Source organism: Desulfovibrio piger (assembly GCF_951793255.1).
Classification (GTDB): domain Bacteria; phylum Desulfobacterota; class Desulfovibrionia; order Desulfovibrionales; family Desulfovibrionaceae; genus Desulfovibrio.
The window spans coordinates 2,976,800-2,990,000 of the sequence record NZ_OX636706.1; the positions used below are offsets into that span (position 1 = coordinate 2,976,800).

Consider the following 13,201-nt stretch of genomic DNA (forward strand, 5'->3'; position numbering starts at 1 on the left):
GCTTCCGGCCCTTTTCTTGCATTGACATGGACACGAGGAATGTATATAATTATATATTAAATTTTGTTGAACAATTCCAGCACATTACGAGGCAAATATGTTCACCAATCGCGGCAAGGCCCTGACTTTTGACGATATCTTGCTTGTCCCCAGCTATTCGGAAGTGACTCCCGACGCCGTGGACATCTCCACCTGGCTCACTCCTTCCATCGAATTGCGCATCCCCCTGCTCTCCGCTGCCATGGACACGGTCACCGAATCGGCCATGGCCATCAGCATGGCGCGTATGGGCGGCATCGGCATCATCCATAAGAACATGCCCATCGAACGCCAGCGCCTGGAAGTGGAACGCGTCAAGAAGAGCGAAAGCGGCATGATCCTTGACCCCGTTACCGTTTCCTCCCGCAACTCCGTGCAGGAAGCCCTGGACCTGATGGCGGATTTCCGCGTGTCCGGTCTGCCCGTCGTGGATGACGGCAAGCTGGTGGGCATCCTCACCAACCGTGACGTGCGCTTCATCGAAGACGCCTCCGCCATCCGCGTGGGCGAAGTGATGACCAGCAAGAACCTGGTCACCGTGCCCATGGGCACCTCCCTGGAAGAAGCCAAGCGCCACCTGCACGAACACCGCATCGAAAAGCTCCTCGTGGTGGACGAGAACGAGCGCCTGCGCGGCCTCATCACCATGAAGGACATCGACAAAGTCCAGAAATACCCCAACGCCTGCAAGGACAGCGCCGGCCGTCTGCGCGTGGGTGCCGCCATCGGCATCGGCCGCGACTGCGACGAACGCGCCGAGCAGCTCATCCAGGCCGGTGTGGACGTGCTCGTCCTGGACTCCGCCCACGGTCATTCCATGAACGTGCTCAAGGCCATCCGCAAGGTCAAGACCGCGTACCCCAACTGCCAGCTGGTGGCTGGTAACGTGGCCACCTACGAAGGTGCCCGCGCCGTGCTCGAAGCCGGTGCCGACGCCGTCAAGGTGGGCATTGGTCCCGGCTCCATCTGCACCACCCGCATCGTGGCCGGTGTGGGCGTGCCGCAGGTGACCGCCGTCATGGACGGCAGCCGCGCTGCCCGCGAGATGGACCGCTGCTGCATCGCTGACGGCGGCATCAAGTTCTCCGGTGACATCGTCAAGGCCCTCGTGGTGGGCGCCCACTCCGTGATGATCGGCTCCCTGTTCGCCGGTACCGAAGAAAGCCCGGGCGAAACCATCCTCTACCAGGGCCGTACCTACAAGATCTACCGCGGCATGGGCTCCATCGACGCCATGAAGGACGGCAGCTCCGACCGTTACTTCCAGGAACGCAGCAAGAAGCTGGTCCCCGAAGGCATCGTGGGCCGCGTGCCTTACCGTGGCCATGTGATGGAAGCCATCTACCAGCTCATGGGCGGTCTGCGTTCCGGCATGGGTTATGTGGGTGCCCGCACCCTCAACGACCTGTTCGAGAACACCACCTTCTGTGAGATCTCGGCGGCGGGCCTGCGTGAAAGCCACGTGCACGACGTCATCATCACCAAGGAAGCCCCCAACTATCGCATCGACAACTAGCCTCAGACCTGCGGGCGATCGCTGCAGCGACCGCCCGCATCCGTTTGGTGCTTGCATCCTGTTTTCCGGCAGCCAGGCTGCCCGTTCATGACATTATATAAAGGACGCCGTCCCTCCCGGGCGGCGTCCGCATACATTGCAAGGAACACTCATGGCGCACAGCAAGGTCATTATCATTGACTACGGTTCGCAGGTCACCCAGCTCATCGCACGGCGTGTGCGTGAAGCCGGCGTGTATTCCGAAATCCATGCCTGCAACGTCACCGCCGCCGAAGTGGCCGCTATGGCTCCTTCGGCCATCATCCTTTCCGGCGGTCCTGCCAGCGTGGGCGAAGCCGATGCCCCCACCCTGGACAAGGGCTTCCTGGAACTGGGCGTGCCGGTGCTGGGCATCTGCTACGGCATGCAGCTGCTGGCCCAGAACCTGGGCGGCGAACTGGCCCAGTCCCTGACCCGCGAATACGGCCCGGCCGACCTGACCCTGAAAGCCTCCTGCGCCCTGTGGGACGGCCTGGACAGCTCCAAGGCCAGCCGCGTGTGGATGAGCCACGGCGACAAGGTCAAGACTCCCCCGCCCGGCTTCGTGATCACCGGCAGCACCCCCACCCTCGAAGTGGCTGCCATGGCCGATGAAAGCCGCAAGATCTACGCCGTGCAGTTCCATCCCGAAGTGCACCACAGTGTGGACGGCGACGCCATGCTGCGCAACTTTCTGTTCAAGGTCTGCAACATCGTGCCCGACTGGAGCATGTCCAGCTTCGTGGAACGCGTGGTCAAGGAAATGGCCGAAAAGATCGGTGACAAGCACGTGGTCTGCGCCCTTTCCGGCGGCATCGACTCCACCGTGGTGGCCGTGCTGCTGCACAAGGCCATCGGCCATCGCCTGCACTGCATCTTCGTGGACAACGGTCTGCTGCGCCTCAACGAAGGCGAGGAAGTGGTCAGCTATCTGCGTGAGCACTTTGACCTGAACCTCAACTTCGTCCAGGCCCAGGATCGCTTCCTCGACCTGCTCAAGGGTGTGGAAGATCCCGAGAAGAAGCGCAAGATCATTGGCCACACCTTCATCGACATCTTCGACGAAGAAGCCAAGAAGCTGCCCGAAGTGGAATACCTGGCCCAGGGCACCCTGTACCCCGACGTCATCGAATCCGTGTCCCACAAGGGCCCCAGCGCCGTCATCAAGAGCCACCACAACGTGGGCGGCCTGCCCGAGACCATGAAGCTCAAGCTGGTGGAGCCCCTGCGCGAACTCTTCAAGGACGAAGTGCGCAAGGTGGCCGCCGAGCTGGGCATGCCCGATTCCATCGTCTGGCGTCATCCCTTCCCCGGTCCCGGCCTGGCCATCCGCGTGCTGGGCGAGATCACCGAGGAACGCCTGAACATCCTGCGCCAGGCCGACAAGATCGTGCAGGAAGAACTGCGCGAGTCCGGCTGGTACCGCAAGGTCTGGCAGGGCTTTGCCGTGCTGCTGCCGCTGAAGACCGTGGGCGTCATGGGCGACGGCCGTACCTATGAGCACGTCATCGCCCTGCGCGTGGTGGACAGCGTGGACGCAATGACCGCCGACTGGGCCCGCCTGCCCGCCGACCTCATCGCCCGTATGTCCGGCCGCATCATCAACGAAGTCAAGGGCGTCAACCGCGTGGTCTACGACGTCTCCTCCAAGCCCCCGAGCACCATCGAGTGGGAATAATGCCGAAGCAGCAGGCTCCTTGTCCTGCTCCCGGCCACAGTGCCGGCGCACTGTGAAGACAGCATAAAAAAAGAGCTGACGGCTTGCCTGTCAGCTCTTTTTTTATCATGGCGCTGCAACGCTATGCCAGCTCGTCTTCCTCCACATCACGCAGCGCCTTGTTCCCCGCCGTTTTCCACTCCGTCCGGCCATTGGCGTTCCTGCCCAGGACGACAGCCGCCGCCAGAGAAGGGCTGGTGAAGATATGGTCTTTCACAAAATGGAAGTCCGCATCGACGATCCCTTTTTCGAGCAGACTGTCCCGCAGACGGCGCAAGCTCTCTGCCATGCTGGGGACCACGGGCGAAGCGATGGTCGATCCCTTGAGCACGGCAAAACCATCCGCCACGACAAGCCCTTTGGCGGCGGCCCCCCTGGCAGCATTGATGAAAAAGCAGGTCGGCTCACTCTGTTGCCCCACGCTGCTTTCTTCCAGGGTATCGAAAAGCTTGTAGCCCAGCGTATTGACGAGCAGACGGGCGTTGCTGATGAACTCCTGCAACATGGCCTCGTCATATTCCGAGATCGAGGAGCAGGTGGGGACCGTGCTGTTGATGATGACGGCTCTTCCCGAATCCTGTGCCAGGCAATAGAACCTGTTCTCAAGATATTTCACGTGCGCCTTGTTGAGCAGATCATCCTTGCTGATGACGACGATGGCATCGCTCCAGTAATCCGCATCATGCAGATGCTGCTTCAGGCGTGTGCAGACTTTTTCCGCCTCACCGATGTAGACGGTATCCGTATTGTTCTCATCCTTCCCCAGCAGGAAATAGACGCCGGTGTTCTCGGCATCGGCCCGCTGGGAAAAGACAGAAAGTTCATTGCGCGAGACCTTGTAGATACGGCCGTTCCAGTTGGAGAGCTCGCACATGATGCGACCATTGGGATTACCGTCAAAAATATACATCTGTATCGTTTTGCTGAATGCCACAGATGCTCCCCCTCATGATGGCAGGTGCTTTCAGGATATTTTTTGCCATGACAGTCTATCCTTCCCGGCCGCGGCATTCAACAGCCGCGTCCGTCTTCCCGAAGCAGTCCATCCCCCTATCCGCACCTGACGGCGATATCGAGCTATCATCGTCGCCCGCCGCTGGGCAGAGCCATGGAGCCCCTGTGACGCACAGCCCCGCTGGACTCCGCTTTCCGTTCCGGAACAGTACGCCCCTGTCCGGGGCACATTTTCCTCTTGTCCTTGCCGAAGCCAGTCCCTATCCTCCCGAAAACATATGACGAGGCCAGCCCGTATCTTCGGGTATCTCCATAGAACACCGCATCCCTGTGAGCTTTCCATGTCACGCATCTTCCCTGCCCTTTTGCTTTCCCTGGCACTGCTTTCCCCTGCCATGCCTCTCCAGGCGGCCGAAGGATTGCCCGCTACGCCGCAAGCCGCCGTGGACGCCTTGTCCCTGGAGCGGGACATCCATACACTTATGCGGAACAAAAAGGCCCTGGCCGGTGTGGCCCTGCTCACCGAAGACGGCCTCTGCGCCGGTGTCCACATGGATGCGCCCTTCCCCCTGCTCAGTGTCATCAAGTTTCCCCTGGCTGTGGCTGTGCTGAAAAAGATGCAGCACGAGCAGGCCACACTGACGACCATGATCCCCGTGCGGGCGGAGCAACTCCACACCGGCACCCACAGCCCTTTACGCGACCAGCGTGGCCGCCGCGACATGGAAGTCAGCCTGGAAGACCTGCTGCGGTATACCGTCACTTTCAGCGACAACAACGGTTGCGACATCCTGATGGAATATGTGGGCGGCCCGGCCGTGGTGGAGGCCTGCGCCCGCCGTCTGGGGGCGGACAGCGTCTTCATCGGTCATAATGAAGACTGGATGCACCTGAACATCTACAACCAGTATGCCAACTGGGGCACGCCGCGCAGCATGGCCCGGATGCTGCTGGGATTTTTCAGCTCCCCGGACTTCTCCCAGGAGCACAAGGACTTCCTGACCGGCATCATGGCCGGGACGCCCGCCCTGCCCGGCAAGATCCTTGAGGGCCTGCCGCAGGGACTGACCGCCGGACACAAGACCGGCTCTTCCGACAGGACGCCCCAGGGACTCAAGCTTGCGGACAACGATCTGGCCTTTTTCCGCCTGCCCGATGGGCGCTATGTGGCCCTGGTGGTCTTCCTCTGCAATTCGCTGGAAAGCCCCGAGACGAACCTCTCCCTCATCAAGGACATCACCCGCCTGTCTGTGGACTGGCTGGCACGGCAGCCCATGCTGCTGCAGGGCGGTACCGCGCGGCCCTGACATCCCGCACCGGGACACGAGGCCATCCAGGCAATATCCTGCCTTCATCCACAGGGCGTCCTGCCTGCTGAAGAGTGGAAGCGGCAGGCGGCAGGCGTACTTTACAAGGCCTGCGGGCTCAGGTAATTTTGCGTTTTAGCATTTCCGCGTCCATGACGCTCAGGACTAACAGCAGAGGAAGATATGTTCGGTATCGGCAGTACGGAATTTTTGGTTATCCTTCTTGTGGCCCTTGTGGTGCTGGGGCCCAAGAGTCTGGCAAGTGTTTCCCGCACCCTCGGCAAGGCCATGGGTGAATTCCGCCGCGTCTCCACCGATTTTCAGCGCACGCTGAATGCCGAAGTGGAGCAGGAGGAACATCTCAAGCGCAAGCAGGAAGCTGAAAAGGAATTTTTCAGCCCCGAAGCTCGTGCTGAACACGCGGCCAAAACAGCCGCCCAGACGCAGGCAACGGCCCAGCCCGCAGCCTCCCAGCCCCAGGCGGCACCCGCTGCCGCACCTGCGGCAACGGAGACCGCGGCCCGTCCTGCTGTCCAGCCGGAAGTCGTCCCCCCTGCCGCGCCCGTACCGCCTACGGACAGTCCTCTGGCCCAGGCCCTTGCCAAGGCCCAGGCCGAAGCCGGTAATGCCGCTACGGCGGCCCCGGCTGCCGCCACGCCTGCCAGTGGAGCAAAAGCATGAGCACCATCCAGGACAAACAGGATCTGACCGTCACGGTCACGACTCCCGAACAGGACGCTCCCCTCTCTTCTGCGGCCCCGCAAATGGTCGCAGCAGGCGAAGATCTGCCCGAAGCGGCTGCGGAAAAGGCCGCTCCTGTCGTGGCCTCCGCTACGGAACCGGAACAGACGGGCCCCCTGACCGAACAGGAAGGCACCGTGCCCTCTGCTCAGGACGGGGAAGCCGCCATCCCTGAACCTCCGGCGGACAGCCCTCTGGCCCAGGCACTTGCCAAGGCCCGGGCCGAAGCCGAGGAAGCCCCCGCCCCTGTGGAACAGCCTGCCGCCCCCGCTCCCGAAGCCCAGGCAGACGATGCTGCCCCCGCAGCGGCAGAAGCCCCTGCCGACCCGTTGCCGGATACGGCAGCTCCGGCTCCTGATGCCGTGGCAGCTCCCGCGCCGCAAGGTGGTGATGACGCGGGCCAGCCGCCCGTCCCGCCTGCCACGGCTGCTGCCGGTACCGGCGGGACGCCCGAGCCCGAAGAAAAGACCATGGGCCTCATGGATCATCTCAACGAGCTGCGCTGGCGCCTGGTGCGCTGCTTCATCGCCGCCGGTGTGGGCTTCCTGCTCTGCTGGACGGTGGTCGAGCCCATCTTCAACTTCATCACGGCTCCGCTGCTCAGCGCCTTGCCCGCACACGGCACGGCCATGTACACCACCTTGCCCGAACCCTTCTTCGTGCGCATGTTCGTGGCCTTCGTGACCGGCCTGTTCGTGACCAGCCCGTACATCTTCTATCAGATCTGGGCCTTCATCTCCCCCGGGCTGTACGAGGAAGAGAAAAAGGGCCTGCTGCCCATCGCCCTGCTTTCCGCCATCTTCTTCATTGGTGGCGGCGTGTTCTGTTACTTCATCGTCTTCCCCTACGCGTTCAATTTCTTCCTGGGCTTCTCGTCCGAGCAGATCCAGGCCATGCCGCGCATCACGGACTACCTTGATTTCGTCATCAAGCTGCTCCTGGCGTTCGGCCTCATCTTCGAGATGCCCCTGTTCTCCTTCTTCCTTTCCCGCATGGGGCTCATCACGGCCCAGATGATGCGCAAGGTGCGTCGCTATGCCGTTCTGTGCATCTTTATCGTGGCCGCCATCCTGACGCCGCCGGACGTTGTCTCCCAGCTGCTCATGGCCATGCCCATGCTGCTGCTCTATGAGATCAGCATCCTCGTGGCTGCCGCCTTTGGCCGCAAGAAGAAGGAAAAGAAGGAAGAGGAGGAAGGGACGCCCGGCGATCCCGCTCCGGCCGACCCTGCGCCCGCCTCTCCCGCTCCCGAAGGACCGGACGGCACGACGGTCGCGGCCGCTGCCGCAGCTGCCGCCACGGTGGCTGCCATGAGCGATGACGACGCCCAGCGCATTCCGCCCGAAGAAGAAACGCCCGCCCCCGCCATGGAGACGGCCGAAAGCTCTACGGCCGAAGCAGCTGAAACGGAACGGACGTCCGAGGAACTCCCCGAAGGGGCTGAGGACCATCCTGCGGAGCTGGAAGGCCTCACGCCCGATGCTGCCGATACGGCCACACCTGCGGAACAGCAGGACGATCCCGCTTCCGTGGCGGAAGTCCCTGCCGCTGACGACGATCCCGCAACGCCTGCCAAGGACAAGGAATGATGATGGAAGCGACTCTGCCCCAGCGTTCGGCCCGGCATGCCCGTAAAAGCGCCGAGACCGACATCAGTCTGAGCCTTACCCTGGACGGCTCGGGCAAGACCGATATCCAGACCGGCTTCGGCATGCTGGATCACATGCTGACCCTGACGGCATTCTGGGCCGGAATGGACCTGCACCTGCGCTGTCAGGGCGATCTGCACATCGACGCCCACCACAGCGCCGAGGACATCGGCCTGGTCCTGGGCCAGGCTGTGCTGGAAGCCCTAGGGGACCGTGTGGGCATCACCCGTGTGGGCTACGGCCGCGTCCCCATGGATGAGGCCCTGAGCGATGTCACCATCGACCTTTCCGGCCGCCCCTGGCTGGAATGGCGCGGTGATGAACTCCTGCCCCCGGTCATCGCCGGGGAGGAAAAAGACCTCTGGCGGGAGTTTTACAAGGCCTTTGCCAGCAGCGCCCGCTGCAACCTGCATGTGACCATGCATTATGGCAAAAATGGCCATCACCTTCTGGAATCCGTCGCCAAAAGCCTGGGCCTGGCGCTCGCCCAGGCGGTCCGGCGTAGCGGGAACGTCATCCGCAGCACCAAGGGAGGGCTGGATTGATGAAGAACCGTTTCCTGTGGATATTGTGTGTGCTTCTGTCCCTGCTGGTCCTGACGGGCGGCTGCAACCGCAAACCTGCCAGCACGGCGGACGTGCCGCGCTCGCTGTCCCATCAGTACAAGATCGCGGTGGCGCCCTTCACCCAGCCCCGCGACATCAGCCAGCTCATCATGGGCCAGCTTCCCCAGCCGCAGGCCCTGGCCGCCCGTGACGTGCTGATCGCCCAGGACCGCCAGCTGCGTGATGTTTTGTACACCACGACCAAACGCTCCTATGACTTCCTGCCCCGAACCCGTCCCTTGCCGGACCTGAAGCGTTTCCACACCTCGGAGCGTCCCCAGGCCCTGCCCCTGTGGGTGGAATACGCCCGCAAGACGTCGGCGGACATCCTGTTCATCCCGCAGGTCCTCACCTGGCGGGACCGTCAGGGCTCGGCGGCCGGTGTCACCGAACCCGCCCATGTGCGGCTGGAGTTCTTCCTGCTGAACATCAAGGAAGGCAACATCATCGGCCACTCTGTCTACGAGGTCGAGCAGCAGGGCCTGACGGAAAACCTGCTCAACGTGGGCGACTTCTTCAAACGCCAGGGCAAGTGGGTCACTGCTGAAGAGCTGGCCCGCGAAGCCATGATCAAGGCTGTAAAGGATCTGAACTTATGATTATCTTTCCCGCTGTCGACATCCAGGACGGAAAGGCCGTCCGCCTGAAACAGGGACGTGCCCACGAGAGCACCGTGTTTTCCCCCGATCCTGTGGCCGCTGCCGTGGCCTGGCGGGACAAGGGCGCCCGCTGGCTGCATGTGGTCGATCTGGACGGCGCTTTCGACGGTCTGCCCAAAAGCCGGGACATCGTGCGCAACATCTGCCGGGAGCTGGATATCCCCGTGCAGCTGGGCGGCGGCATCCGTGACGAACAGACGGCCCGTGCCTATCTCGAAGCCGGTGTGCAGCGCCTGATCATCGGTACCATGGCCCTGGAGCAGCCCGAAGCCTTTGCTTCCCTCTGCAAGACCTTTCCCGGGCAGATCGGGGTCTCCCTCGATGCCGAGGGCGGACGCCTCAAGACCAAGGGCTGGGTGGCCGATGCCGGTCTGAGCGTGGACGATGTCCTGCCCCGCCTGCAGGAAGACGGCGCGGCCTTCATCATCTATACGGATATCGAGCGGGACGGCATGCAGTGCGGCGTCAACCTGACGGCCCTGCGCCATCTGGCCGAGACCTCCACCGTGCCGGTCATCGCTGCCGGTGGTGTGGCCACACTGGCTGACGTACAGGCCCTGTACCCGCTCAGCACGCAGGCCAACCTGCAAGGTGCCATCAGCGGCCGGGCCCTGTACGAAGGCACGCTTGACCTTGTGGAAGCCAACGCCTGGATCGCTGCCCAGCAGTAGTTTTCAGGATACCGCAAACAGCAAAGGGAAGGAGATACCATCTCCTTCCCTTTTTTATGTCTTTGCTCACCCGATGCAGATGGGATGCCCGGCTCTGGCAGGATTCCTTTTCTGTCATCCGCGCTCGTGTCCCCTTGCCCGAATCTGCCGTCCTTCAGATTGCCTGCTTTACATGCAGCGCCTATCTATTTTCGCCTATAGCAACCGGCTACGTTTTCGTCCTGCATGGGCTCTCCGGCTTACTTTGCTACGCTCGATAAGTAAGAGACCCGCATCACCTCTTTCCTGCCCCTACATCCTCATCCGAGGCCTTTATCCGGGCCTCCCGCACCAAACTTGCCTCATCTCTACTTCTAGCCTATCATATAAAGATGCAACATCCTCTGCTCATACTCTCCCGGCTTTTCTTCGCCGTCATGGCAGAGCGACACTGGCGCAGCCATCTGTAATCCTGATGCCCTTTCTGCCGGTCCGGAGCGGACCGGCACGTCTGTAGCAGCTCCGCAATGCCGTTGCGGAGCCCTTTGCGTTCGACCGCATATCCTGAAAGGTGCATCATGAATCCCACACGTCCCTATCACTGGCTCTGTTTGCTGGCGGCCATCGTTTTTGAGGTGGCCGGTACCACCGTCATGAAGCTCTCCTTTGGCTGGAGCTTTGCCCACGCTGCCCTTGCTGGCCTTGTCCTCATGTGGATAGCCATCGGGCTTTCTTACTACTCACTCGCCAAAGCCACCACGGGCCTGCCCGTAGGCGTGGCCTTTGCCTTCTGGGAGGCCCTGGGGCTGGCTCTCATCACACTCTCCAGCATCTACATCCTGGACGAGCCCTTTTCCCTGCAGCGCCTGGCCGGCCTGCTCTGCGCCCTGAGCGGCGCCCTGCTGGTCCATCACGGCACCGTCCAGGACAAGGATACGTCCTCCGATACCAGCCGCACCGCCAGCTAGAAGGAGCTGCCCATGAATACGGAAACGCTGCATCTCATCCTTTCCGCTGGCCTGGTGGCCGCAGCCGCGGCTCTGGACGTGGCCGCCAACCTCATGCTGGCCCGTTCTGATGGCTTCAAAAAGCGCTTGATCGGTATTGCCGCTCTGGCCCTGGTCGGTCTGGCCTTTTACTGCCTCTCTCTGGCCGTCCAGTATATGGACCTGGCCGTGGCCTACTCCATGTGGGGCAGCCTCGGTATCCTGGGCACATCGCTGTGCGGCTGGCTCTTCCTGCGCCAGCGCCTCAAGCCCTGCGCCTTTGCCGGTATGGGACTGCTCATCATCGGCATGATCCTGCTGCGCACGAGTTAGCATCACGATGCATAATGAAGGGGGAGGGAACCCCTTTTCCTTGCGGAAAAAAGTTGTTCCCTCCCCCTCGCCCCCTCCTTCCCCCAAAACCGCCCATCAAGACTGCCTGCATTACAGGCAGTCTTTTTTTATGGCTGGCGCAAGTTGAGGGATGTTCCTGTCTGGAAAAAATTCTGCCCCATCAACAGCCGGTAGGAGGAAGGACGCCTTGAAAAGGCTTGATGGCTCCATAAAATACCATCGTGTGCTTTCCGGGCCAGGCCCGGGAATTCGCAAACACTATTCCGCTGGATGTCGATGGCGACACCGCTACCTTACAATATTTTCGATTTGAGCCTCTTCACAGCCAAGGCAACCCCATTCCCATCCATACACAGGTCCGCTGGCAAAACGCAGTCCCAGGAGCAAAAGTTTTTGGAAGCAAGGGGCGCGGGGAGGGAGAACCTTTTTCCAAAAAGGTTTCCCTCCCCGCAAGCTTTTCTTTCTTCAAATCTTCAGGCCCTGCCTGCCGTCCCCAAAACAAAAAAATCCCCGACGGAGCGGGGACAAAAAAAGACCCCCTCGCGCTGTGAGCTGCAAGGGAGTCTCGAACAATCTTTGGCAGCGGCCTACTTTCCCACATGACGTTATGCAGTATCATCGGCGATGGAGAGCTTAACTTCCGAGTTCGGAATGGGGTCGGGTGTACCCTCTCCTCTATGGCTACCAAAGAAATTTGGCAAATTTATTGAAATAGGGTGGAAGGATTTTTCGAGAAACAAGACGCACGGGCTATTAGTACTAGTCAGCTCCACCCCTCACAGGGCTTCCACCTCCAGCCTATCAACGAGGTCGTCTACCTCGGCCCTTCAGGACTTGCGTCAGGGAGAACTTATCTTAAGGCAGGCTTCCCGCTTAGATGCTTTCAGCGGTTATCCCTTCCACACATAGCTACCCTGCTGTGCCGTTGGCACGACAACAGGTCCACCAGTGGTGTGTCCATCCCGGTCCTCTCGTACTAGGGACAGGCCCTTTCAATTCTCCTACGCCCACAGAAGATAGGGACCAAACTGTCTCACGACGTTTTAAACCCAGCTCGCGTACCACTTTAAACGGCGAACAGCCGTACCCTTGGGACCTGCTTCAGCCCCAGGATGTGATGAGCCGACATCGAGGTGCCAAACCGCATCGTCGATGTGAACTCTTGGATGCGATCAGCCTGTTATCCCCGGCGTACCTTTTATCCAATGAGCGATGACCCTTCCATTCGGGATCACCGGATCACTAACACCTACTTTCGTACCTGCTCGAGATGTCTCTCTTGCAGTCAAGCTCCCTTTTGCGTTTGCACTCGACGGCTGGTTTCCAATCAGCCTGAGGGAACCTTTGCATGCCTCCGTTACATTTTGGGAGGCGACCGCCCCAGTCAAACTACCCACCAGACACTGTCCTCCTACCGGATCACGGCAAGGAGTTAGGGACCTGAACAAACAAGGGTGGTATTTCAACGATGGCTCCCTCCATACTGGCGTACAGAGTTCACAGCCTCCCACCTATGCTACACATGCAGGCTCAAATCCCAATGTCAAGCTATAGTAAAGGTGCACAGGGTCTTTCCGTCTTTCTGCGGGTACACGGCATTTTCACCGCGACTTCAATTTCACCGAGTCTCTGGCCGAGACAGTGTGGAGATCGTTACGCCATTCGTGCAGGTCGGAACTTACCCGACAAGGAATTTCGCTACCTTAGGACCGTTATAGTTACGGCCGCCGTTTACTGGGGCTTCAATTCGGAGCTTCGCTTGCGCTGACTCCTCCTTTTAACCTTCCAGCACCGGGCAGGCGTCAGTCCGTATACGTCGTCTATACGACTTGGCACAGACCTATGTTTTTAGTAAACAGTCGCCACCACCATTTCTCTGCGGCTTTTCAGGGCTCGACAGAGTGAATCGCTTCACCCTAAAAAGCACCCCTTCTTCCGAAGGTACGGGGTTATTTTGCCGAGTTCCTTGGCCAGAGTTCTCTCGAGCGCCTTGGATTATTCATCCC

The 13,201-nt window shown here is 60.8% G+C and carries 10 protein-coding genes, 2 rRNA genes and 1 pseudogene (1 of these 13 only partly in view); 10 read left to right on the forward strand and 3 right to left on the reverse strand.

Annotation, left to right across the window (positions count from 1 at the left end; all coding sequences use genetic code 11):
- Window positions 1–97 precede the first annotated feature (97 nt).
- Together guaB and guaA are read left to right on the forward strand one after the other, a co-directional pair.
- Window positions 98–1,555, forward strand: coding sequence for an IMP dehydrogenase (guaB, locus tag Q4I12_RS13355; RefSeq protein ID WP_006006392.1), 1,458 nt, complete (start codon window positions 98–100; stop codon window positions 1,553–1,555).
- Window positions 1,556–1,706: 151 nt separating this feature from the next.
- Window positions 1,707–3,251 (forward strand): glutamine-hydrolyzing GMP synthase, encoded by a 1,545-nt coding sequence (gene guaA, locus Q4I12_RS13360; RefSeq protein ID WP_204626323.1) that lies wholly within the window; start codon window positions 1,707–1,709, stop codon window positions 3,249–3,251.
- Window positions 3,252–3,372: 121 nt separating this feature from the next.
- Here guaA and Q4I12_RS13365 read toward each other — a convergent pair whose 3' ends face one another.
- Window positions 3,373–4,224: a GIY-YIG nuclease family protein gene (locus Q4I12_RS13365; protein ID WP_302261968.1), complete on the reverse strand. Its 852-nt coding sequence runs from the start codon at window positions 4,222–4,224 to the stop codon at window positions 3,373–3,375.
- A 361-nt stretch (window positions 4,225–4,585) separates the two neighbouring features.
- On the opposite strand from Q4I12_RS13365, the gene bla reads away from it, so the two are divergent.
- The 8 genes and pseudogenes from bla (at window position 4,586) to Q4I12_RS13405 (ending at window position 11,174) form a co-directional block, all read left to right on the forward strand.
- The gene (gene bla / locus Q4I12_RS13370; protein WP_302261970.1) at window positions 4,586–5,551 is read left to right on the forward strand and encodes a class A beta-lactamase; all 966 of its coding nucleotides are present in this window, start codon (window positions 4,586–4,588) and stop codon (window positions 5,549–5,551) included.
- Between the two features lie 183 nt (window positions 5,552–5,734).
- On the forward strand, window positions 5,735–6,232 hold the full coding sequence (locus tag Q4I12_RS13375) for a twin-arginine translocase TatA/TatE family subunit (RefSeq protein WP_302261972.1): 498 nt from the start codon (window positions 5,735–5,737) through the stop codon (window positions 6,230–6,232).
- 530 nt (window positions 6,233–6,762) lie between these two features.
- Window positions 6,763–7,512: pseudogene (gene tatC, locus Q4I12_RS14025) on the forward strand (twin-arginine translocase subunit TatC); the annotation flags it as partial.
- 383 nt (window positions 7,513–7,895) lie between these two features.
- Entirely contained in the window at window positions 7,896–8,486 is a 591-nt protein-coding gene (hisB, locus tag Q4I12_RS13385; protein WP_302262122.1) for an imidazoleglycerol-phosphate dehydratase HisB, read from the forward strand.
- Complete coding sequence (locus tag Q4I12_RS13390; protein ID WP_302261976.1) at window positions 8,486–9,145, forward strand: hypothetical protein; 660 nt, start codon at window positions 8,486–8,488, stop codon at window positions 9,143–9,145. The genes hisB and Q4I12_RS13390 overlap by 1 nt, the downstream gene beginning before the upstream one ends.
- Window positions 9,142–9,876 carry a 1-(5-phosphoribosyl)-5-[(5-phosphoribosylamino)methylideneamino]imidazole-4-carboxamide isomerase gene (gene hisA, locus Q4I12_RS13395; protein ID WP_204626329.1) on the forward strand — a complete coding sequence of 245 codons (735 nt, stop codon included), beginning with the start codon at window positions 9,142–9,144 and terminating at the stop codon, window positions 9,874–9,876. Before Q4I12_RS13390 ends, hisA begins: the two co-directional genes overlap by 4 nt.
- A gap of 557 nt (window positions 9,877–10,433) precedes the next feature.
- Window positions 10,434–10,823 carry a DMT family transporter gene (locus Q4I12_RS13400; RefSeq protein ID WP_204626330.1) on the forward strand — a complete coding sequence of 130 codons (390 nt, stop codon included), beginning with the start codon at window positions 10,434–10,436 and terminating at the stop codon, window positions 10,821–10,823.
- 12 nt (window positions 10,824–10,835) lie between these two features.
- Window positions 10,836–11,174, forward strand: a complete 339-nt coding sequence (locus Q4I12_RS13405) for an SMR family transporter (RefSeq protein ID WP_006006369.1) — start codon at window positions 10,836–10,838, stop codon at window positions 11,172–11,174.
- Between the two features lie 595 nt (window positions 11,175–11,769).
- Here the strand turns inward: Q4I12_RS13405 and rrf are convergent.
- Window positions 11,770–11,884 (reverse strand): 5S ribosomal RNA (gene rrf / locus Q4I12_RS13410).
- 43 nt (window positions 11,885–11,927) lie between these two features.
- Window positions 11,928–13,201 (reverse strand): 23S ribosomal RNA (locus Q4I12_RS13415); it runs 1,659 nt beyond the window's last position.

Bases quoted from the DNA above. Each gene is read 5' to 3' on its own strand.
- Q4I12_RS13405 (WP_006006369.1), top strand. From the start codon at position 10,836: ATGAATACGGAAACGCTGCATCTCATCCTTTCCGCTGGCCTGGTGGCC.
- guaB (WP_006006392.1), top strand. From the start codon at position 98: ATGTTCACCAATCGCGGCAAGGCCCTGACTTTTGACGATATCTTGCTT.
- Q4I12_RS13375 (WP_302261972.1), top strand. From the start codon at position 5,735: ATGTTCGGTATCGGCAGTACGGAATTTTTGGTTATCCTTCTTGTGGCC.
- guaA (WP_204626323.1), top strand. From the start codon at position 1,707: ATGGCGCACAGCAAGGTCATTATCATTGACTACGGTTCGCAGGTCACC.
- Q4I12_RS13400 (WP_204626330.1), top strand. From the start codon at position 10,434: ATGAATCCCACACGTCCCTATCACTGGCTCTGTTTGCTGGCGGCCATC.
- hisA (WP_204626329.1), top strand. From the start codon at position 9,142: ATGATTATCTTTCCCGCTGTCGACATCCAGGACGGAAAGGCCGTCCGC.
- Q4I12_RS13390 (WP_302261976.1), top strand. From the start codon at position 8,486: ATGAAGAACCGTTTCCTGTGGATATTGTGTGTGCTTCTGTCCCTGCTG.
- bla (WP_302261970.1), top strand. From the start codon at position 4,586: ATGTCACGCATCTTCCCTGCCCTTTTGCTTTCCCTGGCACTGCTTTCC.